The 25,058-nt window shown below is 51.9% G+C and carries 19 protein-coding genes; 12 read left to right on the forward strand and 7 right to left on the reverse strand.

Annotated elements, in window-relative coordinates:
* The first annotated feature begins 69 nt into the window (after positions 1–69).
* The 8 genes from GS398_RS06035 to GS398_RS06070 all read left to right on the forward strand — a co-directional run bounded on the left by GS398_RS06035 (position 70) and on the right by GS398_RS06070 (position 16,216).
* Positions 70–747 (forward strand): ABC transporter ATP-binding protein, encoded by a 678-nt coding sequence (locus tag GS398_RS06035; RefSeq protein WP_160905795.1) that lies wholly within the window; start codon positions 70–72, stop codon positions 745–747.
* Between the two features lie 117 nt (positions 748–864).
* Positions 865–3,255 (forward strand): ABC transporter permease, encoded by a 2,391-nt coding sequence (locus tag GS398_RS06040; protein ID WP_160905796.1) that lies wholly within the window; start codon positions 865–867, stop codon positions 3,253–3,255.
* Between the two features lie 98 nt (positions 3,256–3,353).
* Positions 3,354–5,828, forward strand: a complete 2,475-nt coding sequence (locus GS398_RS06045) for an ABC transporter permease (protein ID WP_160905797.1) — start codon at positions 3,354–3,356, stop codon at positions 5,826–5,828.
* Positions 5,829–5,871: 43 nt separating this feature from the next.
* Positions 5,872–8,289 carry an ABC transporter permease gene (locus GS398_RS06050; protein ID WP_160905798.1) on the forward strand — a complete coding sequence of 806 codons (2,418 nt, stop codon included), beginning with the start codon at positions 5,872–5,874 and terminating at the stop codon, positions 8,287–8,289.
* A 152-nt stretch (positions 8,290–8,441) separates the two neighbouring features.
* Complete coding sequence (locus tag GS398_RS06055) at positions 8,442–10,799, forward strand: ABC transporter permease (protein WP_160905799.1); 2,358 nt, start codon at positions 8,442–8,444, stop codon at positions 10,797–10,799.
* Between the two features lie 138 nt (positions 10,800–10,937).
* Positions 10,938–11,285, forward strand: coding sequence for an ABC transporter permease (locus GS398_RS06060; protein WP_202405960.1), 348 nt, complete (start codon positions 10,938–10,940; stop codon positions 11,283–11,285).
* Positions 11,278–13,689 carry an ABC transporter permease gene (locus GS398_RS06065; RefSeq protein WP_160905800.1) on the forward strand — a complete coding sequence of 804 codons (2,412 nt, stop codon included), beginning with the start codon at positions 11,278–11,280 and terminating at the stop codon, positions 13,687–13,689. The genes GS398_RS06060 and GS398_RS06065 overlap by 8 nt, the downstream gene beginning before the upstream one ends.
* Before the next feature lie 112 nt (positions 13,690–13,801).
* Positions 13,802–16,216 carry an ABC transporter permease gene (locus tag GS398_RS06070; protein WP_160905801.1) on the forward strand — a complete coding sequence of 805 codons (2,415 nt, stop codon included), beginning with the start codon at positions 13,802–13,804 and terminating at the stop codon, positions 16,214–16,216.
* A 378-nt stretch (positions 16,217–16,594) separates the two neighbouring features.
* Here GS398_RS06070 and GS398_RS06075 read toward each other — a convergent pair whose 3' ends face one another.
* Positions 16,595–17,095: an anti-sigma factor family protein gene (locus tag GS398_RS06075; RefSeq protein WP_160905802.1), complete on the reverse strand. Its 501-nt coding sequence runs from the start codon at positions 17,093–17,095 to the stop codon at positions 16,595–16,597.
* Complete coding sequence (locus GS398_RS06080; protein ID WP_160905803.1) at positions 17,092–17,661, reverse strand: RNA polymerase sigma factor; 570 nt, start codon at positions 17,659–17,661, stop codon at positions 17,092–17,094. The genes GS398_RS06075 and GS398_RS06080 overlap by 4 nt, the downstream gene beginning before the upstream one ends.
* 215 nt (positions 17,662–17,876) lie before the next feature.
* Between GS398_RS06080 and GS398_RS06085 the strand changes: the two genes are divergently transcribed.
* Complete coding sequence (locus tag GS398_RS06085; protein WP_237488093.1) at positions 17,877–18,248, forward strand: DUF6249 domain-containing protein; 372 nt, start codon at positions 17,877–17,879, stop codon at positions 18,246–18,248.
* Between the two features lie 39 nt (positions 18,249–18,287).
* Here the strand turns inward: GS398_RS06085 and GS398_RS06090 are convergent, their stop codons facing one another.
* Together GS398_RS06090 and GS398_RS06095 are read right to left on the reverse strand one after the other, a co-directional pair.
* The gene (locus GS398_RS06090; RefSeq protein WP_160905804.1) at positions 18,288–18,797 is read right to left on the reverse strand and encodes a DinB family protein; all 510 of its coding nucleotides are present in this window, start codon (positions 18,795–18,797) and stop codon (positions 18,288–18,290) included.
* Positions 18,778–20,010: a sensor histidine kinase gene (locus GS398_RS06095; protein ID WP_160905805.1), complete on the reverse strand. Its 1,233-nt coding sequence runs from the start codon at positions 20,008–20,010 to the stop codon at positions 18,778–18,780. Before GS398_RS06095 ends, GS398_RS06090 begins: the two co-directional genes overlap by 20 nt.
* Positions 20,011–20,077: 67 nt before the next feature.
* On the opposite strand from GS398_RS06095, the gene gltX reads away from it, so the two are divergent.
* From gltX to GS398_RS06110, 3 genes are all read left to right on the forward strand, one after another.
* Complete coding sequence (gene gltX, locus GS398_RS06100; protein ID WP_160905806.1) at positions 20,078–21,598, forward strand: glutamate--tRNA ligase; 1,521 nt, start codon at positions 20,078–20,080, stop codon at positions 21,596–21,598.
* Positions 21,599–21,724: 126 nt separating this feature from the next.
* A complete protein-coding gene (locus tag GS398_RS06105) occupies positions 21,725–21,916 on the forward strand; it encodes a PLD nuclease N-terminal domain-containing protein (RefSeq protein ID WP_160905807.1) in 192 nt (63 codons plus the stop codon).
* A 16-nt stretch (positions 21,917–21,932) separates the two neighbouring features.
* Positions 21,933–22,145 carry a PLD nuclease N-terminal domain-containing protein gene (locus GS398_RS06110; protein ID WP_160905808.1) on the forward strand — a complete coding sequence of 71 codons (213 nt, stop codon included), beginning with the start codon at positions 21,933–21,935 and terminating at the stop codon, positions 22,143–22,145.
* A gap of 9 nt (positions 22,146–22,154) precedes the next feature.
* Here the strand turns inward: GS398_RS06110 and GS398_RS06115 are convergent, their stop codons facing one another.
* The 3 genes from GS398_RS06115 to GS398_RS06125 form a co-directional block, all read right to left on the reverse strand.
* The gene (locus GS398_RS06115) at positions 22,155–23,477 is read right to left on the reverse strand and encodes a TolC family protein (RefSeq protein WP_160905809.1); all 1,323 of its coding nucleotides are present in this window, start codon (positions 23,475–23,477) and stop codon (positions 22,155–22,157) included.
* Positions 23,477–24,163, reverse strand: coding sequence for an ABC transporter ATP-binding protein (locus tag GS398_RS06120; protein WP_160905810.1), 687 nt, complete (start codon positions 24,161–24,163; stop codon positions 23,477–23,479). The genes GS398_RS06115 and GS398_RS06120 overlap by 1 nt, the downstream gene beginning before the upstream one ends.
* A gap of 191 nt (positions 24,164–24,354) precedes the next feature.
* Positions 24,355–25,050 carry a LytR/AlgR family response regulator transcription factor gene (locus GS398_RS06125; RefSeq protein ID WP_160905811.1) on the reverse strand — a complete coding sequence of 232 codons (696 nt, stop codon included), beginning with the start codon at positions 25,048–25,050 and terminating at the stop codon, positions 24,355–24,357.
* Positions 25,051–25,058 lie beyond the last annotated feature (8 nt).

The following is a 25,058-nucleotide window of genomic DNA, read 5'->3' on the forward strand; positions in this document are numbered from 1 at the left end:
AATAAAATAATTCAGGTTGCCGCTCAGAACTGACGACTGATTACTGACAACTGATAACTCACAACCCACATGATCAATATCACCAACCTCCAAAAATTCTACCGTACCGAAGAAGTAGAAACTATCGCGCTCAACAACCTCTCCTTCGGGATTAAGGAGGGTGAATTTGTAGCCATTATGGGCCCGTCGGGCTGCGGCAAATCGACGCTGCTGAATATCCTGGGCTTGCTGGACGACCCCGATGACGGCAGTTACCTGTTCAATGGCATCGAAGTAGCCAAGTTTAACGAAAGGAAACGTTCCGACCTGCGCAAACACAACATCGGTTTCGTGTTCCAGAGCTTTAACCTGATCGACGAGTTAACGGTGTTCGAAAACGTGGAGCTCCCGCTGATCTATACCAAGGTAGGCGCCGCGGAGCGTAAACGCCGCGTAGAAGAAGTGCTCGATAAGATGCAGATCATGCATCGCCGCAATCACTTCCCGCAGCAGCTATCGGGTGGGCAGCAGCAGCGTGTGGCGGTAGCGCGTGCCGTGGTGAACAATCCCAAGCTGATCCTCGCCGATGAGCCTACCGGTAACCTCGATTCGTCTAACGGTAACGACGTGATGCAGCTCCTCACCGACCTGAACGAGCAAGGCACTACGATCATCATGGTAACCCACTCTGAACACGATGCACGCTATACGCACCGGATCATCCGGATGCTCGACGGGCAAGCGGTAACGGAGAATATCCTGGTGTAACGGACCCCGGGGGGTTGGACGTTTGACGTTCTGCCTTACCCGTCCGGCATAAGCGTAAAGGATGAGCACGATTTGGCTGAAGGTAAATCGCTAACGTCTAACCGTAAACAAGAAACTATGTTAATTAACTACATAAAAATCGGCTGGCGCAATTTCACCCGTCACCGTTCGTTTGCCGCCATTAACGTGGTCGGGCTGGCATCGGGTATCGCCTGCTGCATTCTCATCTTTACGCTGATCTCGTTTCACCTCAGCTTTGATACGTTTCATACCAGGAAGGACCGCATCTACCGGCTGGTGACCCAATGGCACGACGATGGTATTGGCTACTCGCCCGCGGTGCCGCAGCCGCTGGGTAAGGCGTTCAGGGAGGATTTCGATTTTGCGGAAAAAACCGCGCGCATTGTAGATTACCAGAACATCCTCATTTCCGTAAAAAACGGCGGGGAGCTAAAGAAATTTTCTGAACGGTGGGGGATCGCCTATACTGAACCGGCTTACTTCGATATTTTCGATTTCCCGTTACTCAAAGGCGATCGGGCAACCATGCTGAAAGAGCCCGGTACCGCGCTGGTGACGGAGAAGCTTGCAAAAAAATATTTCGGGGATAAAAACCCGATGAACCAGGTGATCCGCGTGGATAACCGGTTCGATTACAAGATAACCGGTGTGCTGCGCGACATCCCGGAGAATACCGACCTGCGGCAGGAGATCTACCTGTCATACATAAACCTGAAGGATTGGAACCCCTGGATTGCCGGCAACGACAGCTGGGGCGGCGTTTACAGCGGCTGCAAAGCCTACGCCTTGCTTAAACCAAACGTAAACAGTAAAAAAGTGGCGGCGGCGATGCCGCTCATCAGCAAAAAATACTTTAAAGGCCGGGACCAAAAGATCTGGCGGTTCGCGCTGCAGCCCGTGGCCGATATGCACTTTAACCCGGATTACGACGGTTATGCCGATACCAAGTATTTATGGGCGTTGTTTTTTATCGGCGTGTTCCTGATCGTTACGGCCAGCGTGAATTTCATCAACCTCGCCACGGCCCAGGCGCTCAACCGTTCGCGCGAAGTGGGTATCCGCAAGGTGTTGGGCAGCCTGCAGTCGCAGGTTTTTTGGCAGTTTATTGCCGAAACCGCCATTATCACCGCATCTGCCATCGTACTTGCGGTGGCCATCTCCGCAGTGGGGCTGCCGTGGCTTAACAACCTGTTCGAGTCTGAAATGTCGCTGCACCTGTTCAGCAACGGGCCGCTGCTGGCGTTCCTGGTGCTGCTGGGCGTAGTGGTCACCTTTTTGTCGGGCTCGTATCCCGGGCTGGTACTGGCCCGCTTTCAGCCGGTGCTGGCCCTTAAAAGCAAACTCTCCCAACGGCACATTGGCGGCTTCTCGCTTCGGCGGATCCTGGTAGTGGCGCAGTTTTCCATCTCGCAAATGATGATCATCGGCACCCTGGTAATTGCCGGCCAGATCCGCTATTCACGTACTTCCGACCTGGGCTTTAACAAAGATGCCGTAGTAATGCTGCCATTACCCGACAACGATAAGGTAAAAATGACCGCGCTCCGCAGCAGGCTGCAGGAATTACCGGGCGTACAAAACCTCTCGCTTTGCTGGCAGGCGCCCGCCGCAAGTTCTAATAACACCACCGGCCTTATTTACGAGAACCGCGCCGAGGAAGAACACTGGAGCGTTAACACCAAGAACGCCGACGACCAATACCTGAAAACGTTTGGCCTCACGCTGGTGGCCGGTCGTAACCTCTACCCGGCCGATACCGCGCGCGAGTTCCTGGTGAACGAAACTTTCGTGAAGAAGCTGGGGCTTAAATCGCCGAAGGAGGTGATCGGTAAACTGCTCACCGTGAACCGCACCGTTAAAGCCCCTATCGTGGGTGTGGTGAAGGACTTCTATAACTATTCGTTCCGCAGCGAGATCTCGGCGGTATGCATCAGCTCTGATTGGGGGAACTATGGAAACTGCGCGGTAAAGATCGACATGCGATCTGCGAAGACCACGTTGCCGGCATTCCAGAAGATCTGGAACGAAACCTACCCGGATTACCTGTACGAATACCAGTTTCTCGACGATAGCATCGCCGGGTTTTACCGGATGGACAACATCATGCTCAAGCTTACACAAGCCTTTGCGGGGATTGCGGTGCTGATAGGGAGCCTGGGATTATATGGACTGATTTCGTTCATGGCCGTACGTAAAACCAAAGAAATCGGGTTGCGCAAGGTACTGGGCGCCACCATCCCGGGTATCCTCTGGATCTTCGGCAAAGAATTTTCGCGCCTGCTGGTGATCGCGTTTTTAATTGCGGCGCCGCTGGCCTGGTGGGCCATGCGTAAATACCTGGAAGAATTCCAGTACAAAATGGGCATTGGCCCGGGCATCTTCCTGCTGGCGATAGGGGGTACATTCGCCATAGCGGCGGTTACCATCGGCTACCGGTCGATCAAGGCGGCGCTGGCCAACCCGGTGAAGAGCCTGAGGACGGAGTAAAAGCTCAGTGAAGTATTATAACAGAAGCAGGAACATTAAATATAACATCAATCATGTAATACGTAAAACGTCTAACGTTCAACGTCAATCCCGATATCATGCTACGCAACTACCTCCACATCGCCCTCCGGAACCTCCTTAAAAAGAAAGGTTTCACCTTTATTAACATAAGCGGCCTGGCCATCGGGATGACTTGCGTGATCCTGATCTCGCTGTATGTAAAGAACGAGCTGAGCTACGACCGTTCGTTTAACGACAGCGATCGCATTTTCCGGGTGAACATTAACGGGAAAATGGGTGCCGAAGAGTTTTACGCCGGCTATACTCCGCCTACCGCCGGATCTGCCCTGCTGCGCAATTTCCCGGAGGTGGAAAGCTTCGCGCGGATCTATCGCCCGGGCGAAAAAGTGATCCGGTACAAAAAAGGCGGCGACGACCGCCTGTTCACCGAGAAAGGAATATTCGGCGTCGACTCTAACTTTTTCGAGGTATTGAATTACCCGCTGAAGCAGGGCGACCAGGCAACGTGCCTCCGGGAGCTCAACTCCATCGTGATTTCTGAAGAGATAGCGAAGAAATATTTTGGCGACGCCGATCCCCTGGGAAAAGAGCTGTTATATGACGTGGACGGCTATCCTTTCGTGGTAACGGGTGTGCTGGCCAAACAAACAAACCCGGTGTCGCTGCAGTTCGACGTGGTGATGCCGGTTAACAACTTTCGTGATGTACACCGCTTTAGCTGGAGCTGGGTATGGCTTAATATGGCCACCTATGTAAAGCTGAAAAAGAACGTACCCGCCGATGCCGCCGCCATCGCCAGGCTGGAGGCGAAGTTCCCCGCCATGATGAAGGTGGAAGCCGTGAGCGCCTTTGCGCGGATCGGGCAGCCATACGAGGAGTTTTTAAAGAAGGGCGGAAAATGGGACCTTCATTTACAGCCGTTAAAAGATATTCACCTGCGTTCGGGCGCCGTGCAATCCGGCGTGACAGACCAGGGCGATATTAAGTATGTGTATATCTTCTCGCTCGTGGCGCTGTTCGTGGTGCTGCTGGCCTGTGTTAATTTCATGAATCTTTCTACGGCCCAGTCGGCCAAAAGAGCGCGGGAAGTAGGCGTCCGTAAGGTGCTTGGCTCGGCCAGGAAACAGCTTATCGGCCAGTTTTTAGCCGAGGCGTTCCTTTTTAGTGTGATTGCTTCTGCCATTGCGCTTATCGCCGTAAAGCTTACCCTGCCATGGTTTAACCAGCTGGCCGGGAAGTCGCTGGTGTTCAGCTCGTTTTTTACGAATGGCACCTGGCTGATCCTGGTGCTGCTCATCCTGTTCAGCGGTTTTGTGGCCGGCAGCTATCCCGCATTTGTACTTACGTCGTTTAACCCGGTAACGGTATTAAAGGGGACAGGGCTCCCGGGCGGGCATCGGGGAAGCAGGAACTTGCGCAGCGGGCTGGTGGTTTTCCAGTTTACGGTATCCACCGCACTGATCATTTGCACCATGGTGGTGTATAACCAGCTGCATTATGCGCAGCACCGCGACCTGGGGCTTACCAAAGAGAACGTGATCGTTATCGCCAACAGCAAGCGGCTGGGCGAGAGCGAGAAAGCATTCAGGAACGAAGTGGCCCAACTGCCGCAGGTGCTCAATGCGAGCATCACCACGGGTGTTCCCACGAAAGATGCTTTTGGTGATTTTTATGTGCCCATTGCGGGCGATGAAGATAAGCAGGTAGCCAAGGACCTGACGTTGAACTCGTACATGGCCGACGATGATTTTATATCGTCCATGGGGCTGAAGCTGGTCGCCGGCCGTGCATTCTCCAAAGAATTTAAAGATTCCGCATCCATCATACTCAATGAAACGGCTGTAAAACAGATTGGCTGGAAGAAACCCCTCGGTCAGCTGATCAGGTACCCCGGCGGCCATATGGAATCGTATAAGGTGATCGGGATCGTGCGCGATTTTAACGTGGAGTCGCTCCATTACGCGGTTACACCGTTCGCGTTGTTCCACACTTCCTCTCATACGTACGATATCCGGAGTTCCTATGTAGTGGTGCGCGTAGCGCCGGGCGATCCTTCGCACGTGGTGAAGGCGCTGCAGGATAAGTGGCGGGTGTTTTCGCCGGCCACACCGTTCGACTATAGTTTTCTCGATACGGATTTCGATATGCTGTATCGTGCCGACCAGCGCATTGGCGCGGTGTTCGGAACCTTTACCGGTCTTTCGATCTTTGTGGCCTGCCTGGGATTATTCGCGCTGGTGGCTTTTACCGCCGAGCAGCGCACCAAAGAGATCGGGATCCGCAAAGTGCTTGGATCGAGCGTAAGCGGTATCGTGCGGTTGTTATCAAAGGATTTTATTGTATTGGTGGTCATCGCTATCGTGATCGCTTCGCCTTTGGCGTGGTGGGCAATGCACTACTGGCTGCAGGATTTTACTTACCGGGTAACTATTGGATGGTGGGTATTTGCAGGTGCTGCCGCGGTGGCTGTGTTTATCGCGCTGTTAACGGTAAGCTTCCAGGCGGTGAAGGCGGCCATGGCTAACCCGGTGAGGTCGCTTAGGAATGAGTGAAGGGAATAGCGGATAAAGAGTAGAGAATAGTAAATAGAAAGGTATGGGACATAATTTGAAAGCGATTTATCGCAACATGCTGAAAAACAAGCTGTATACGTTTTTTAACGTGGCGGGTATGGCGGTGGCGTTTGCGTGCAGCATACTCTTGTTTTTATCGGTTTACCAGGATTTTTCGTTCGACAAGTTTCACGTAAACGGGGATAAGATCTATAAGGTCTACAGTTTTTCGAACGCCGCCAACGGGCCCGAACTGAGCGAAGTGATGGCTTACCCGGCCGGTCCGGCGTTAAAAGCCGACAATATCGGGATCACCAAATTTACACGTGTGCGTTACGGCGGCGGCAAAATTCGCTATAAGGCCAAGGAGCTGGAGCTTACCACGGTGCTGGTGGATCCCGATTTCCTCCGGATGTTCTCCTTCAGGATATTACAAGGGAACCGGGTGAACCCCTTGGCCGATTTGGGGAAGGTAGTGCTGAGCGCAAATGATGCGGCAAGCCTTTTCGGCAGCGAAGACCCGGTGGGCAAGACCGTAGAGACGGAGATCAGCGGCACCTGGAAGAGCCTGGAGGTATCGGCGGTGATCGAAAATCCGCCGGTTAATTCTTCCATCCAGTTTGGTGCCCTGGCACGTACCGAAACTCATGGCCATTACCCGGCTATTAAAGACGAATGGAATAACCAGCATCACCCGGTGTATGTGCAGCTGGCCGAAAATACCACCCAAGAATCGACGGAAAACAGGCTCCGTTCTTTCGTTAAAACACATATGCCGCCAAACATCGGACTAATGAAGGCGCGTGGCTACCGGGCCGATGCTAAAGGCGACTTTTCGGGCTTGAAATTATTGCCGCTTGCCGATGTGCACTTTAACCCGGAGATAGGCACCGGCGACCGGGTGAACCGCTCTTTCCTCTACATCCTGGTACTTACCGGTGTGGTGGTCCTTGTGATCGCCTGTTTCAATTTCATCAATCTCAGCATCGGGCTTTCTTTTACACGTACCAGGGAAATGGGCGTGCGTAAATGCCTGGGCGCAGGTAAGGCCAATATATGGACGCTGGTTTGGGGCGAGGGCTTTGTTACTACCCTGGTTGCTATGGTGATCGGGGTGGCTGCCGCGGTACTGCTCATTCCATCGTTTAACCAGCTGTTCGTGGCGAAGCTGGAAACTTCGCTGTTATATGATCCGGTGATAGGGCTGTTACTCCCGGGCATCCTGTTGTTTGTTTCGCTGTTTGCGGGAAGCTACCCGGCACTGGCCATGACGAAACTTAAGGTGGTGGAAGTATTAAAAGGCAAAATCGCGCTAAAAACCAACGGGTTGTTTCGAAATACGCTGGTGGCGTTCCAGTTCATTATCGCGTGTGTGCTCATCAGCACCACCATGGTGATCTACCGGCAGTTCCGGCATTTACGGTCGGCGCCGCTTGGCTATACTACCACGTCTATGATCAGCATCCCGGTTTACGATCAATCTAAAGGAAAGGAACTTATCCGGACGATGCGCCTGCAGCTAGCGTCGCAACCCGCTATCGTGAGCGTTTCCGGTTCTTCCTTTAACCTGGGGATCGGCAAAGACCGCAACACCGGGAAGTGGTCGTCCAACTTCGGCTATAAAGGCAAAGTGGTGCGCACCAACTGGATGGAAGCGGATTACGACTTCCTGAAAACGCTTACTATCAAGCAGGTAGAAGGACGGGATTTTTCTTCTGCCTACGCATCCGATTCCGTCAATGCGGTGATCGTTACCGAAAGTATGGCCAAACAGCTCACAGACGGGCACGCGGTAGGAATGGAATTTTTCGCCGATTCCGCTCAAGCGAAACTGCATATAGTGGGCGTGATCCCCGATTTTCACCTCTATTCGATGTTCGAAGATAAGGAGCCGATCTCGATCATGCTGAAGCATGAAGAGTCGATGGCTTACATCCTGGTAAAGGTAAACACCACCAATCCCGCCGCCACCATGGAGCTGGTAAAAAAGACCTACGCAAAGCTCGAGCCCGGCAAAGAGTTTAAGGGCTCGTTTGTAACAGAGAATATCGAGCGGTGGTACGCCAAAGAGAAGCGGTTGTCGCGGCTGTTCTCCATCGCCGCCGGCGTGGCCATCGTGCTCTCCTGTATGGGCCTGTTTGGTATCAGCCTGATCGTGGTGCGGCAGCGGCTTAAGGAGATCGGTGTGCGGAAGGTGCTTGGCGCTTCTGTTTCGCGCATCGCCGCCATGATCTCGAAAGACTTTTTAAAACCGGTGCTGCTGGCCATCGTGATCTCTGTGCCGCTTTCCTGGCTGATATTGAACAAATGGCTGCAGGATTTTTCGTACCGCATCACCATCGGCTGGTGGATGTTTGTATACATGGGCATGGCTGCGCTCCTCATCGCCCTGGCCACCGTAAGTTTCCAGGCGATAAAAGCGGCTTTGGCAAACCCGGTAAAGAGTTTAAAGACGGAATAACAAGAGGGTTTGACGTGCGACGTTTGATGTTGTACGTCCCCCCGGGGGAGCCCAGGAAGCAGTTGACAGGAAATAAGACCAATAAAAATAAATGCGAACCAGGCCGACGTTAAACGTCCGTCGCCGAACCTTCAACCAATAAACCCGAAATCATGCTCAAAAACTATCTCAAAGTAGCTTTTCGTAATCTCTGGAAAAAGAAAGGCTTCTCTTTTATCAATATTACGGGTCTTTCTATCGGGATGGCCAGCGCGGTACTTATCCTGTTGTGGATTTACAGCGAGATCAGCTTTGACCAGTTTCACGAAAAAAGCGAGCGCATTTACCAGATGTACAACCGCTCGGTATTTGATGGAAAGCTCTGGTGCTGGGGCACTACTCCAAAACCGATGGGCGCTGCGCTGCGGAAAGACTATCCACAGGTAGAGAACGCAGCCAGGGTAACGCAGGGTACGTTCCTTACCTCCGTGGGAGAGAAACACCTGAACAGTTCGGGGTACCTCACCGATCCGGACTTCCTGAAGATCTTCAGCTTCCCGCTGCTTAAGGGCGATGCGGCCAGGGCCCTTGGCAAAGCAGGCTCGATCGTGATCACCGAGAAACTGGCGCAAAAGCTATTCGGTGAGGCGGATGCGTTCGGAAAAGTGATCCGTATAGACAGCATCGCCCAGTTTACGGTTACCGGCATAATGAAGGACCTGCCTGCCAATACCCGTTTCGATTTCGAATTCCTGCTCCCCTGGTCGTACATGAAGACCATCGGCTGGGACGATAACTACTGGGGTAACAATTCGGTGCAAACTTACGTGCTTTTAAAGCCCGGCGTAACCGAGGCCATGGCTAACAATAGGTTTAGGAACATTACCAAATCGCACTCTGACACAAAAGACATCGAGGTGTTCGTGCACCCGATCACCAAGTGGCGCCTGTATTCTAAGTTCGAGAACGGCCAGATCGTTGGCGGGAGGATCGGGGTGGTGCGGCTGTTCGGTATTATCGCCGGCTTTATCCTGCTGATCGCCTGCATCAATTTTATGAACCTGAGCACGGCACGGAGCGAAAAACGGGCAAAAGAAGTAGGGATCCGTAAAGTAGTGGGCGCACAAAAAGGACTGCTGGTATCGCAGTTCCTGGGCGAATCGATACTGATCTCGCTCCTGGCCGGGATGGTGGCGATGATCATTGTACAGCTAAGCCTTTCGGGATTCAACGAGCTTACCGACAAGCATTTATCCATTCCATATGGTAGCGTGTTATTCTGGCTGGCGAGCCTGGTGTTCGTCATGCTGACCGGCATTATCGCGGGCAGCTACCCTGCGTTTTACCTGTCGGCCTACAAACCGGTAAGCGTGCTGAAGGGTACTTTTAAAGCCGCCCATGCGCTGGTTACGCCGAGAAAAATATTGGTGGTGATGCAATTTACTTTCGCTATCGGGCTTATTATCTGCACCATTATCGTTAACCAGCAGATCCGGTATGCCCAGGCCCGGGAAACCGGCTACAAAAAAGATAACCTGGTGTACACCTTTATCCAGGGCGATGTAGAGAAGCATTATACGGCGATCAGCAACGAACTGCTGAATAGCGGCGCGGTAACCTCCATCACCAAAACCAGTGCGCCTATTACCCAAAAATGGAGTGATAGCTGGGGCTATAGCTGGAAAGGAAAAGATCCCAATGCGAAACTGGACTTCTGTATTTATAACGTCGACGGCAATTTTGCGAAGACCACCGGGTTACGCATCCTGCGCGGGAGGGACATAGATGTAAAAACCTACCCTACCGACTCGAATGCCATGTTGCTGAACGAGGCCGCGGTTAAGATCATGGGTTTTAAGGACCCTATCGGGCAAACCGTTACTAATGGCGACGACGGTAAATGGCATGTAGTTGGCGTAATACCCGATTTTATCCTTTCATCGCCTTACGAGCCGGTATCGCCCATGATCGTGCAGGGACCGAAAGCCTGGTTCAACGTGATCCATCTCAGGCTGAACAGCGCACGCGCTACCAGCGATAACCTCGCTAAGACCGAAGCCATTTTTAAGAAGTACAACCCGGATTACCCGCCCGCGTTTAAGTTCGTAGACGATGAATACGGTCATAAGTTCGCCGAAGAAAAACGTATCGGGACACTTTCAGGCCTTTTCGCCGGCCTCACCATTGTTATTTCATGTCTTGGCCTTTTTGCCCTGGCCACGTATATGGCAGAGAACCGGATCAAAGAGATCGGTGTGCGGAAGGTATTGGGAGCCTCGGTTTCCAGCATTACTACGCTGCTCTCCACCGATTTTCTCAAGCTCGTATGCATTTCCTTCGTGGTGGCCGTTCCGCTTGCCTGGTGGGGCATGCATACCTGGCTGCAGTCATATACTTACCGGGTGCCGATCAGCATCTGGGTGTTCGCAGTAACGGGCGTGATCTCGGTGTTCATCGCAGTAGCCACCATCAGCTACCAGGCGATAAAGGCGGCAATAGCGAACCCGGTGAAGAGTTTGAGAACAGAGTAGGGAACGTGAGACGTTGGACCTTTACGTTGCCCCAGGTGGCCATAGTGTAGTGAATAGGACAAAAACCAGTGAACATAAGTACAATTAAGCAGCACATCCCATGTCGAACTGTTAACGTCCAACCTTAAGCAAACAGTTATGATCAAGAATTATTTCAAAATTGCGTTCCGTAACCTGGTTAAGTACAAGTTTATTTCCGGCATCAACCTGTTTGGCTTAACGGTGGGCCTTACGTGCTGCCTGCTCATAATCGCTTATATTGTCAACGAGCTGAGTTACGACAAGTACAACGATAATGCCGGTAACATTTACCGGTTGGAGCGTACCTTCTTAAACCCTGGCACCCATGCGAAATCGTTGGAGCTCGGCGCCGTTGCGCCACCATTCGCGCAGTTCCTGCTCAATGATTTTAAGGAGATCAAAGGACTTACCAGGATGCTGCCTGCGAATAGAATAATAATTTTAACCAGTACAGGTCATGTTTAAAAACTATATCAAAACATCATTAAGAAATCTCTGGAAACGTAAGCTGTTTACTTCCATTCATATCATCGGGCTTGGCGTTGCTTTCGGGGCGGCTATTTTGCTGTTCATTGTAGCCGCCAACCAGCTTACGTTCGATGATTTCCACATCAATAAACAAACCATCCACCTGCTCTCCCTGGAGCAGCACCGCGCACAAAAAACGGATTTTTCCGATAACATGCCGGTGCCCATGGCTCCGGCGGTAAAACGGGAACTGAGCGGCGTAACGGCCGTTACCCGGGTAATGGGTGGCATGGTGGCGTCGCGGCAGGGAAGTAAGGAGCTGGACCTCGGCATCAACTACGTGGATCCGTCTTTTTTGCAGATGTTCAGCTTCCCGCTGATCAGCGGGAACACCAGGCTGGCGCTGAGCGGCCCTGAGCAGGTGGTGCTAACGGAAAATGCCTCGCAAAAGCTGTTCGGCACCACGGCAACCCTGGGAAAACCGGTACAGTTGAATGCCGACGGCGTGTGGAAAACGTTCGTGGTGTCGGGGATTTTAAAGGATCTTCCTAACAATTCGAGCATCCGGTTTGATGTACTGGTGCGTTTCGAAAATGCGGGTAACTATCGCAGCAACGCAGATCAATGGGGAAATTTGAACCATAACGTATTCGTGCAGCTTAGGGAAGATATGAACCCGCAACGTTTTGAACAAAGCAGCCACGCATTTATCAACAAATACTTCGCCGAAGATATTAACACTTTAACACGTGACGGCGGTAAGCCGGGGCCTGATGGCCAGGTGATCAGCCTGCGGCTCATCTCTCTTCCCGACATGCACTTTAATAAGACCACCAGCATCGGCAATGCTACGAGCATCGTTTTTCCATGGCTTCTTATCGTGCTCAGCATCTTTATCCTGTTTATCGCCAGCACCAATTTTATCAACCTGTCGCTGGCCGGATCGTTCACCCGCTCGCGGGAGATCGGGATGCGTAAAACCCTGGGCGCCGGGCGCGCACAGATCCTTACCCAGTTGTGGGGCGAAGCGCTTATCACCTGCCTGTTTGCGCTGACGCTGGGCGGTCTTCTTGCACAGGTACTGCTCGGCTACTTTAACGCCGAAATGCGGTCGGTGCTCACCTTCTCTGTTTTGTTTTCGCCCAAGGTGCTTGCCTGGTTCCTGGTGCTTTTTTTAGCCGTTACCGCTTTCGCGGGAGGTTACCCGGCTGCTGTAATGTCGAAATTCAATACCATCCTTACGCTCAAAGGCGGGTTGAAAATGAATTCGAAGAACAAGCTGCGCAACGTGCTTATCAGCACCCAGTTCGTGATCGCCATTTTGCTGATCACTTCTACCTTCATTATCAGCTCGCAGATGCGTTACCTGCGCAGCAAGCCGCTGGGTTATAACAAAACGCAGGTGATCAGCATCCCGGTTGGCACCGGGCCCGACGGCGAAAGCGTGTTGAAGCTCATGCGTGCAAAGCTGGCGGCAGTTCCCGGCGTGCTCGCTGTTTCGGGCACCGATAACAACCTGGGACGCGGAAAGGACGGTTCCTCCCGTACGTCTGTGATAGGTTTCGACTACCACAACCGCGAGATTAAAACACACTGGCAGCGGGTAGACTACGATTATCTCGAAACACTTGACATCCCGCTGCTCGCCGGCCGCGATTTCAGCCGCGACTTTGACGATAGTGCCTCCGTGCTCATCAACGAGAAAATGGCGCAGCAGATAGGCGGGAAAAACCAGGTAGGGACGCTGCTTCCCATCGGCGACGGTCATAACCTGGTGGTGATCGGGGTGGTGAAGGACTTTAACTTCAAGTCGCTGCATAAAGACATCGAGCCGCTTACCATGTCTATCCGCGCGGAAAACGCTCCGCAGTACATTTACGTAAAAGTAAAGCCCGACGACCTCGCCGGCTCCATGAAAGCCGTAACCGCTGTATGGAAGGGCGTAAACCCGTCCGCCAAAGCGGACCCTACTTTCCTCGAAGAAAACACCAACCGGCAGTACCGGAACGAAGAGATGATGACCACCATCTTTACTTCCGGTGCGATATTGACTATCCTGATCAGCTGTATGGGCCTGTTTGCCATCGCCTTGTTTATTATGGAGCAGCGTACCAAAGAGATCGGGATCCGTAAGGTGCTGGGCGCCAGCGTGCCGGGCATCGTGCAGCTGCTGTCGAAAGAATTTGCCAGGATGGTGGCGGTTGCTTTCCTGTTAGCGGCTCCCCTTTCGTGGTGGCTCATGAACCTATGGCTGCAAAACTTCGCTTACCGCATACATCCGCAATGGTGGATGCTGCTTACCGGCGGCGCTATCGTGATGGCGGTTGCCATGTTAACCGTGGGTGTACAGGCGGTAAGAGCGGCACTGGCGAACCCGGTAAGGAGTTTGAAAACTGAATAAGGAAACGTTTTACGTTCCTGCCATTGCTTTAAAAAATTGATACCATAAAATTAACCGGAACCAACTAATACGTTTAACCTCCTGCGTTTAACGTCCGATAAAATATACCGTTATGCTAAAAAACTATATCAAGATCGCTTTTCGTAACCTGGTTAAGAATTCGACCTTCTCCGTTATCAACATCGTGGGCCTTACGGCCGGAACACTTTGCTGTCTTTACATTCTTATTTATGTGAAAGACCAGTACAGCTATGACCAGCATCACGCGAAAGCGGGCAGCATTTTTCGCATCACTTCGCTGCTCGCATCAAAAGGCGATACGGGCAACCCGATGGGGACCACCTCGCCGCCTGTTGGTCCCGCACTTAAAAGAGATTTCCCGGAAGTGGAGCAATACACCAGGATGGTGATCCCGCCCGGTGTAAAAAAGCACCTGTTCAGCTACCGCGATAAGTCTTTTTATGAAACAGAGGGCGTTTTTGCCGATTCCACCTTCTTCCAGCTATTCGATTATCACTTTGTGTACGGTAATTCCGCGGCGGCTATCCACGACCCGTACAGCATCGTGCTCACCCGCAAAACCGCCGAAAAACTTTTCGCGGGTAAGAACCCCATCGGTGAAGTGGTGCAGATCGATAATTCTTTCGGTAAACATGGCTTTAAAGTAACCGGCGTGGTCGACGATCAGCTTGGCAAGTCGCATATCAATGCCAATTTCTTTATGTCTATGAACAGCGGTGGTATTGGTGAGTTTGTGCGAAATGACAATACCTGGATAGGAAACAATTTCGTATACGCTTACATTCGCCTTGCGCCGACATCGGCCGCGGAAGCATTTACAAAAAAGCTGCCCGCTTTCCTGGATAAATATGCCGGCGATCAGCTGAGAGCGCAGGGGCGCCGTAAGGTATTAAACCTGCTTCCCGTTCCGGCCATTCATACCTCGCCGGGTTATGGCGCCAATTCAGATAAGCCCGTGAGTACGCAATTCCTGTCTATCCTGCTGGTTATTGCGGCATTGGTCCAGTTTACGGCATGCATCAATTTTATGAACCTTTCTACCGCACGCTCGGCCAAACGCGCCAAGGAAGTAGGGGTACGGAAGGTGGCCGGAGCGGCAAAGGGCGATCTGGTGCGGCAGTTCCTTGGCGAATCGCTGATGTTGTCTGTTTTCGCGATCTTGCTGGCCCTGCCGCTGCTCTGGCTGCTGCTGCCGTTTCTCAACCAGCTTTCGGGCAGTGCCATTACACTTTCGTTTTTTAAGCAAACGTCCATCTGGCTGATGGTGACAGGTTTGGTATTGCTTACCGGGCTTTTAGCAGGCAGCTACCCGGCCTTTTACCTTTCGGGATTTAACATCACCAGCGTGATCAAGGGGAATTTTTCCAGCCACGTATCGGCTGCGAATATCCGCAGGGGCCTGGTAACCATCCAGTTCGTGGTGGCCGTGGTACTCATCAGCGGGATCCTGGTGGTTAATTTCCAGCTTAAGTACCTTGCTGGGAAAGACCTGGGGTACGCCACTACGCAGCGCATCATTATCCCGTTCAATACCCCCGAATCGCGGCAGCATCTTACCGCGTATAAAAACCTGGTAGCGGGCATGCCGGGCATCACCTCCGTAAGTAACGCAAACAATTACCCGAGCCAGTTTATATTTAACGACATCCGGATGTACGGGCAGGGGCAGCAGCCACAGGATGCTTTCTCTATCCAGTACATGGTAACCAACCTCGGCTTCGTTAAAACGATGGGTATTAAACTTATTAGCGGGCACGATTTTACCGGGGCCGATGAAGGACGCGTGCTGGTGAACGAAGCCACTATCCGCGAACTGGGCATCAGGCCCGAAAATGCCGAAGGTGCGCGGATGTACCGGGCAGACGGCGATACGCTGGAGATCGCCGGTGTGATGAAAGATTTTAACGTAGCCTCGTTACACGAAAAAGTGAACCCGTTTATGCTGCGGTATTCGTCGCAGGACGCAGATCTCCCCAATGTTATCGTGGCTACCGGTGCGACGGATTACCAGCAGCTGCTTGGCAGGCTCGAGGCATCGTGGAAGCGGGTGGTGCCCCTGGTGCCGTTTGAATATAATTTCCTCGACGAACAGGTAAGCAAGCAATATGAGTCTGAGATCACGCTCGCACGGATCATCAATGCGTTTACCGGCGTCGCCATCCTGATCTCCTGCCTGGGATTGTTCGGGCTCTCTGCCTTTACCGCCGAACAGCGCGCCAAAGAGCTGAGCATCCGCAAGATCCTGGGGGCGTCTGTGCAAAGCCTGGCCGGCTTGTTATCGAAAGAATTCTTGAAGCTGGTCCTCCTGGCGTCGCTCATCGCCATCCCGATCGCGTGGTATGCTACCAGCTTATGGCTGCGGAATTTCGAATACCGCATCAGCCTCACGTGGTGGATGTTCGCATTGGCGGGATTGGCAGCATTGATCGTGGCGATCATTACGGTGAGTTTCCAGTCGCTGAAAGCGGCGGTGGCAAACCCGGTAAGCAGGATCAGGTCGGAGTAGGGCGCTTTAGGGTCCACGCTCTTTGCGTGAAATTTTTGGGATCAAGCTGAATTTCCGGGGAGTAAGATTTGGCTGTCAGCTATCAGCATTCAGCCCGTAAGTATGCCTTTACAAGATAAGTAATTGACGTTGAGCTATTCCTGAGTAGGATTCCAGGTTTGACGGTGTAATCAAAGCTGATTGCTGACAGCTAATAGCTCCCAAACTTTTAAGCCTGATCCATTTTTTGCCTTCGCCGGACGTGAGTCATAAAATAAAGAGTCCCGAACAAATGCCGGGACTCTTCAACCTAAACCTTATCACAATTAAACCAATTATCTTGGTTCATTAGTATAAACGATTTCGCCGGCCAAATAGTTTTTAATTTTTTTAATTTTTTTAGTCCGGCTGTTTCACGGCTCTTTTGCGGAGTAGCGTATCGATGAAATACAAGCCCATGATCACTTCCAGCAGTGCAAATCCCTGCAAGTAAACAGGGTTCTGCGGCAGCGAAAGTTTAACGGACGACAGGGTGCCTGTCCCGGGGCTCGCAGGTGTGCCCTGCGACCAGTTTACGTTTAATAGTACATAAGCGAGTCCGCCCGCCATGGTGAGCATAAAAAAAGCGGCGATACCATAAATAATCCGTTTGTCTACCAGCGAGCGTACCGTGCCGGGTGCAGGCGCCAGGCTAACCTGCTCCATTACGTGGCGGGTAAAGCTCATGGAGGGCTCATCGGCCTCCATGCCGTTAAGCGTATCATTCAAAGCGGAAAACTCTTTGAACAGGGCCGCGTACTCCGGGTCTTCCGCAATGAGGCGCCGCATCATCTCCTGTTCTCCGGGGGGCAGCGTGCCATCGAGGTAATCCCATACCTGCTGTTCCTTTATTTGCTTCATAGTAGTTCATTTACTTCGTGTTTCAATAACTGCCCGAGCCTGGTGCGCAGCCGCTGACGTGCCCGGTGCAGCTTTACCTTTGCCGTATTTGTTTCGATGTTAAGCGTTTCAGCGATTTCTTCCAGCGATAGCTCTCCTAAATAGAACAGGGTGATAATGGCCCTGTCATCTGGTAACAACTGACCGATCGCCTGGTTTACATACACCGAGCGGGAACGCTGCTCCGTGATGTCGGCATCGAAAGAAGCGATCTCCCATGCGCCCGTATCCTGTGTCGTATCGTCGATCGAATGCGTATCCAGTTGTTTTTTTCGCAGGAAGGTCATCGATGTGGTATATACAATGCTGTAAAGCCACGTGGTAAATTTAGCCGTTCGCTTAAAAGTATGCAGAGAGCGGTATGCTTTTACGAAACAATCCTGTGCGATCTCTTCGGCATCTTCGCGCTTGCGGGCAAAACGCAGCGCCAGGGTGAATACAAAACGCTGGTGACGCCGCACAAGCTCCGCATATGAAGCCTGTACGCCCGAAAGTACTTCCTGTATCAATTCCTGGTCCGAACGCATGTTACAGGTTGTTTGACGCGGGTTGTTGATGGCAGGTTACACGTTATTAGCTGATAGGTGTTGGCTGATAACGATTAGCTGATAGCTGACAGCTGCTGGCTGATAGCTAATAGCATAAGATGTCTTGCCCATAATGTGAACAGGAGGGTGTAACCTCTTTCATTTCTATGTTGTCATAATCCCCAAATCATATTAACCAACTAAAAAGTAACGACATGCACGAACATGTAAACAGCGTACCCGAAGAATTAATCCCAATCCTGCTCGGGATCGGGTTATTTGCAATGATCTTTGGATTGCGGTACCTCAGCAACAAAGAAACGATGGCCATGATCCAGAACGGCATGGACCCCAAACTAAACAAAGCGACTCCTCAACCCTATAAGAACCTGAAATGGGGATTACTGCTGATGGGCGCCGGCATCGGCCTTTTCATCGCGTTTATGCTGGATAACGCGTTCTATACCTTTGCGGATTCATCGCGCGACAACGATAACGTATTTTTCCTCTATGTTTCTCTCCTCAGCATCTTCGGCGGATTGGGGTTGTTCATCTCTTTCCTTATGGAGAAGAAAGCGCTTTCGTAGGCTATCAGCCATCAGCTATCAGCTAGCTGCTATCATCAGCTACCTGAGATACCGTTCCTCCAGTATTCCCCGGTGATGGTTCACGTGCCCGGCTATTACGAACAGCATGGCCCTCACGGTAATGTCGTAAGTGCTGGCATTGCCTGCCTGGGATAATTCTTCTTCGGTAAATGACCGGAAGAGAAACAGGTTGGCTTTCCGGAGCAGTTCGAATTCGTCGGCGAGGCTTTCGAGCGAACGTTCGTGGTAACGGGAGTGGCGGGCATAGTCGTTCTGCTCGAATCCCGCCAGCGGGGTTTTGTCCTTCCTGGCGATCCGCAGGGCGCGGTAAACAAAGATGCGCTCGGTATCTATTACGTGACCGGTCATTTCTTTGATGGTCCATTTCCCTTCCGCATACGCGAAATCGCCTTTTTCGGCGGGGAGGTTCCTTAACAGGTCCGGGAAGGTAAATGCCTGTTCCTCCAGTTCGTGCAGCACATCGTCCTTTGTTTTGTTGATGTAGGTGCGGTAAAAAATGGCTGATTCTTCAGGTTGTGGCCGGTTCATATTGTAAACTGCTTTTTAGTACGATGCGGATCACGCTGCCTTTGCCGGGCTCGGAATCCTTCACAAATATTTGTCCTTTATGATAACTCTCAACGATCCTTTTAGTGAGCGAAAGACCTAACCCCCATCCCCGTTTGCGGGTGGTATAACCGGGTTGAAAGATCGTTTCGAATTTAAGCCTGGGGATGCCTTTTCCACTGTCGCAAACATCGATAAATACCTGTTCTTTTACCAGGTTCTCGGTGATCCTGATCTCGATGCGCCCCGGGCCTTCGATGGCGTTCACCGCGTTTTTCATCAGGTTTTCGAGCACCCAGTCGAATAGCGGTACATTCATGAGCGCTTCCACCTGGTTATCGCCGCTTACCAGGAAATCGATCTTGTCGCTGGTGCGCACCTTAAAATACTCCACGTATTGGCTGATCACATCAAATACGATATTACTTTGCAGCACCGGCTTCGAGCCGATCTTGGAGAAACGGTCGGCAACCATTTCCAGTCGGCGCACATCGTTTTCCATTTCCATCATCAGCGGGTCCTGGTCAGCATCGAACTTGGATTTCAGCAGCTCGATCCATGCCATGAGCGACGAAATAGGTGTGCCCAGCTGGTGCGCTGTTTCTTTTGCCATGCCTACCCAGACCAGGTTTTGTTCCGATCGCCGCGACGAGCTGAACACGGTATAAGCAATAAGCAGGAAAATGCCGATCACCGTAAGCTGGATATACGGGAAAACGCTTAGCTGGGTAAGCAGGTCAGAATCCTTATAATACACAAACAGCTGATCGGCGTTTGGCATTGTCATGGCGATCGGTTCGTGCCGGAGCTTCATTTCGGCGAGCTCCTTTTTGTAATATCGCGGATCGTATTTTAAACGCGAGTGCGAGCCTGCGGCATCATCCGGCGGTTTGATATAGGTTTTGGTGCTGTCGAGCCCGCGGCAATAGTAAATACTGTCCCGCGAATCGGTTACGATGCAAGGCAGCGAAAGACTGTCGCGGATGGAGTACACCAGTGTAAAAAGCTGCTCGTTGGCATCGGGCAGCGAAATGATCTGCTCCTGCGTTTGGGCCCATACTTCGGCGCGGGTCCGCTCTGAGGCGGCCAGGTTTTTAATCAGATAGTCGGTGTACCACAACGAAGCGCCTGCAATAATGATGGCAAAGGCCAGCAAGAGGAATTTATACCGTCGTTTCTGTTCGTAGGGGTTCATGTTTCAGCCCCCAAAATACGAATCATTCACCTTAAACGCGCACCCATTCCTTATCTTTGCCCCTTCTATGACTACTCCATCAAAAAAAGTAAGGGTCCGTTTCGCCCCAAGCCCGACGGGCGGGCTGCATCTCGGCGGTGTGCGTACCGTTTTATTCAATTATCTTTTTGCCCGCCGGCACGGGGGCGACTTCGTGCTTCGCATTGAAGATACCGACCGCACCCGCTACGTGGAGGGCGCAGAACAATACATTATCGATTGCCTTACCTGGTGCGGGTTAAACCCGGATGAAGGTCCGCATGTGGGCGGTCCGTTCGCCCCCTATCGCCAGAGCGAAAGAAAAGAGAATTACCGCGCTTATGCGGAACAGCTGGTGAATAGCGGACATGCCTATTACGCCTTCGATACCGCCGAAGAACTCGACCAGCTGCGCAGAGCTTCCCCTAATTTCCAATACAGCCAGGCCACGAGGTACGGGCTGCGCAACTCCCTCACCTTAACGGGTGAAGAAGTGCAATCGCTGCTGCAGGCCGGCACTCCCTACGTGATCCGGATCCGGATGCCCGAAGACGAAACCGTTTCGTTCGAAGACATGATACGCGGTTTCGTGAGCTTTGAAACCGGTTTGTCTGATGATAAAGTGCTGCTTAAAGCTGATGGCATGCCCACATATCACCTGGCCGTGGTGGTGGATGACTACCTGATGAAAATCACCCACGCTTTCCGCGGAGAAGAATGGCTGCCCTCTGCGCCCGTACATTTACTGTTGTGGGAATATCTTGGCTGGAAAGCCGACATGCCGCAATGGGCGCACTTGCCTCTTATTCTTAAACCCGACGGAAACGGCAAGCTGAGCAAACGTGATGGCGATCGCCTCGGCTTCCCGGTGTATGCCATGAACTGGACGGACCCTAAAACGGGCGACCTTACCCGCGGTTTCCGCGAACTGGGCTTCCTGCCCGAAGCGTTCGTAAACATGCTCGCCCTGCTGGGTTGGAACGACGGCACCGGCCAGGAGATCTTTACACTGGAAGAGCTGGTGCAGAAATTTTCGATCGCGCGGATCAGTAAATCAGGCGCTAAGTTCGATTTTGAAAAGGCGAAGTGGTTTAACCATGAGTGGATGAAGAGGTTGGACGTTGGACGTTTAACGTCGGACGTTTTGAAGGTGCTGGATGAAAATGGAGTGCAGGGAGTCGACGATGCATACGTAACGAAGGTGATCGGGCTGGTGCGGGAGCGGTTAACGTTTGTAAGCGATTTCTGGGGACAGGCGTCTTTTTTTTTCGGCCGCCCGGCCAGCTACGACGTGAATGCGGTTAAACCGAAATGGACAGCACAGAAAAAAGCGTTTTTCGAATTATTCAGCCATTCATTGGCCTCATTAGAAAGCTGGCACGCGGTGAATATCGAACTGGTATTTAAATCTCTGGCAGAAACCGAAGCCATTAAAGCAGGTGAGCTGATGCTGCCCTTCCGGATCATGCTGGTTGGCGGTAAATTCGGGCCGCATGTGTTCGAAATCGCCGAACTGCTTGGAAGGCATGAAACCACGGAACGCATCAGGATCGCGTTAGCGGAGTTTTAAGCGTTGAATAACCCACCAAACAATATCCATACCACAGGTAGCCTGCGATAAACCATTAAGGGTGAAAATAAAGCGGCTTTTCTTTGATTCACACGTAAATGTATATCTTTAATAAACCTGTAGGCTATGTTTTTGGGAATACTTTTTATACTGCTGCCATTGTTGCTGATCCTCTACAGCATTGTCGACATCCTGCGCGCCGAGTTTAAAAACGAAAATTCGAAGCTCCTTTGGATCATCATCGTACTGGTAGCACCGGTGCTGGGTTCTATTATTTACCTTGGTGCGGGAGATAGCTTTAAAGTACCGAGATACTAACACTAATCATTAGTTTATGAATCCTTTCCTTTTCCTCGGTTTGGGCATGAGCGAGAGCCTGATCGGTATCGCGATAATGGCCCTCTCTATTTACTGCATACTCGATATCATTAAATCGGGCATGAACAGTACTAACAAGCTGCTGTGGATCATCATTATATTGATCGCACCGTTTATCGGCGGAATCCTTTACCTGTTTGTCGGCAGGAAATCAAAAGGAATTATCTGATCGCCGGAGTTATTGTCCAAGCACCTTCCCCTGGTAAAAGTCGAGGATCTTTTTCCGGAGAATAAAATCATATCCCGTAGCCACGAAATTTAGCCGGGCGCGTTCCAGGTTGTTCTTTGCAACAAGGTAGTCCACCGAATTGATCACGCCGGCGTTAAAGCGGATCTCCGCCGTGCGGAAGGATTCGCCGTATGCATCTACCTGCTCCTTCAGGGCGGTATACTTATCTCGGGCGGCCACCATGTTGGCATACGCCTGCCCGGTGATCTGCCCGATCTGGAGCCGCGTGTTTTCCACCACCACGCTGCTTTCGCGTAAGCTCAGTTTGGCCAGCGACACAGCGTTTTTGGTGCGGAAAGCGTTAAACAGCGGGATCGAGATGCCCACCCGGTACGAGCGGTACAGGTTATCTTTAAACTGGCCGAAATAGCCGGTCGATTCGCTGCCTGAGTAGTTGCTCGAAAGGCCGGCGTCGAAAAAAACAGCGGGATAAAAGCCGCCCCTGCTGGCCTTCACAAACATGGCTGCGCTTTGCTGCCTGAGGGATGCGGCTTTGAGGATAGCGAGCTTGTCGATGGCCTGGTTATACACATCGGCGGCGGTGGCCTCATAAGTGGTGGAAAACGATTGCGCCGACAGCGGCTGCAGCCTGGGTAAGCTGCTTACCGGGATGCCCAGGTAGGTGGCTAGCTCGATCCGCGAGTTGGCCAGCGAATTGATAGCGCCCGCCAGTGAGAGCTTATCATTGGCATATTGTCCCTTCAGGTCGTAATACTCACCGGGCGACACGTTGCCGTTTTTGTTAAGGATGTCGAGGCGTTCGGCTTGCTGAAGCGTGACTAGCTGCTGGGCCCGCGACAAGGAGAGCAATTCTTCGTTAGTGAGCACCTGCAGGTAAGCCAGGGTAACGGTAATGCTCAGGTTATCTTTTGCCTGTTGCTCATCCTGTACCGATGCCTGGTAGGCCAGTCCGTATTGTTTTATTATGTTTTGCAGCGCCATACCGTTAAAAAGGAGCAGCGAGCTGTTCAGGCTCTGGCCCGAATACTTGTTCGACTGGTTGATATAGTCGTTGGTGGTAGGGTCGATGCTTCGTCCCTGGTTGATCCCAAAGCTCAGGCTGGCGTTCAGGTCCGGCAGCATTTTGGAGCGTTGCTGCTGGTAATTAACCTTCGCCCTTTCGGCAGCGATGGCGGCCCGGTTAGTTTCCACGTTGTTTTTAATCGCCAGTGCGATACACTGGTCGAGCGTGATCACAGAATCTGCGGCATTTTGCGCCAACGTAAATGTTGGGATAGACGCGATGAATAAAAGATAGATCAGGCGTTTCATTATACTTTCGCGGGGATTTCGATCTGTTCGATACGCCCGTCGAGCAGGTGGACGATCTTTGAAGCATAGGCGGCATTTTTTTCGGAATGGGTCACCTGTACGATGGTTACCTTATCACGCTCATTCAGTTCTTTAAAAAGCTCCATGATCTCTTCGCCTTGTTTGGAGTTGAGGTTCCCAGTAGGTTCGTCGGCCAGGATCACCTTTGGTTTTGCCGCCAGCGCGCGGGCTATACCCACCAGTTGCTGCTGTCCGCCGGATAATTGTGACGGGAACAGGTCTTTTTTTCCCACAATGTTAAAGCGGTCCAGGATGTCGGCCACTACGGCGCGGCGCTCGCTGCCCTTCATGTCCTGGTAAATAAGCGGTGTTTCGATGTTCTCGTAAACCGTCAGCTCATCAATGAGGTGATAAGCCTGGAATACGAAACCGATATGCTGTTTGTACAGCTGCGAGCGCTGTTTTTCCTTCAGTTTAAAAACCGGCTGCTCCAGGAAGTTGTATTCACCCTCATCAGGGTCATCCAGCATGCCCAGGATATGCAGCAAGGTCGATTTCCCGGAACCGGAAGGCCCCATAATGGAGATAAACTCTCCTTCTTTAATGTCAAGGCTAATGTCTTTGAGAATAAAATTGCGGGTACCGCCGGTTTGGTACCATTTAAAAATATGCTTGAGCTCGATCATGGTTTAATTTTTTAGCAATATACGGCGTCAGGGCCGGAATTGCCTGCTGAATGCCATGAACACAAGGGAGACCAATTTGATAAATATCTGAAAATCAGATTTTTGATGCAGATTTCGAATCCGGTGGTGTTCGTTTTCGAGCAGTAATTGTTCGCTGGCGTGCAGTGTGAGGCCACAGGGGCGGCAGTGGGTTATACGAAATTTAGCCTCGACCTGATCTCTGCCAGCTGCGTTTCATAGGAGCTCCCTACCGGGATATTCTTGCCGGCCACCACAATTTCCTGGCGGGAGATCTTCTCGATCTTATCGATGGCTACCGCATATGAACGATGAATGCGCACGAACCTGTTTGCCGGCAGTGCGGTAAGCAGCTCCGTTACCGACTGGCGGGTAAGCACCTGCCGCTGCGGCAGTACGATGGTGATGTAGTTGCCATCGGCTTCGAGGTAAAGAATGTCGCCGAGCATTACTTTCTCTTCGGCGTAGCCTGTTTTTACGAACAGGTAAGGCACAGGATCTGTATTGCGGAGCGATTTGCTTTCGGCGGCCCGGTTACAGGCCAGCGTGAACCGGGCCAATGAAAAGGGTTTTAGCAGGTAATCCAGCGCCCGCAACTCGAATCCTTCTACGGCGTATTGGGAATAGGCCGTGGTAAATATCACCATCGGCGCCACCGGAAGGGAATTTACCAGTTCGATACCCGAGATATCCGGCATCTTGATGTCGAGGAACAGCAGGTCTACCCGCTTGGTTTGCAGGTACCCGATCCCGGAAAACGCGTTGGTAAACGTCTTTTCGAGCGTAAGAAAAGGCACTTTGGCGGCATGCATCCGGATAAGTTCCAGTGCATCCGGCTCATCATCAATGGCAATGGCGGTGAGGTTCATGAAAGGGC

The sequence above is a fragment of the Hufsiella ginkgonis genome, assembly GCF_009834915.1.
Taxonomy (GTDB): Bacteria; Bacteroidota; Bacteroidia; order Sphingobacteriales; family Sphingobacteriaceae; genus Hufsiella; species Hufsiella ginkgonis.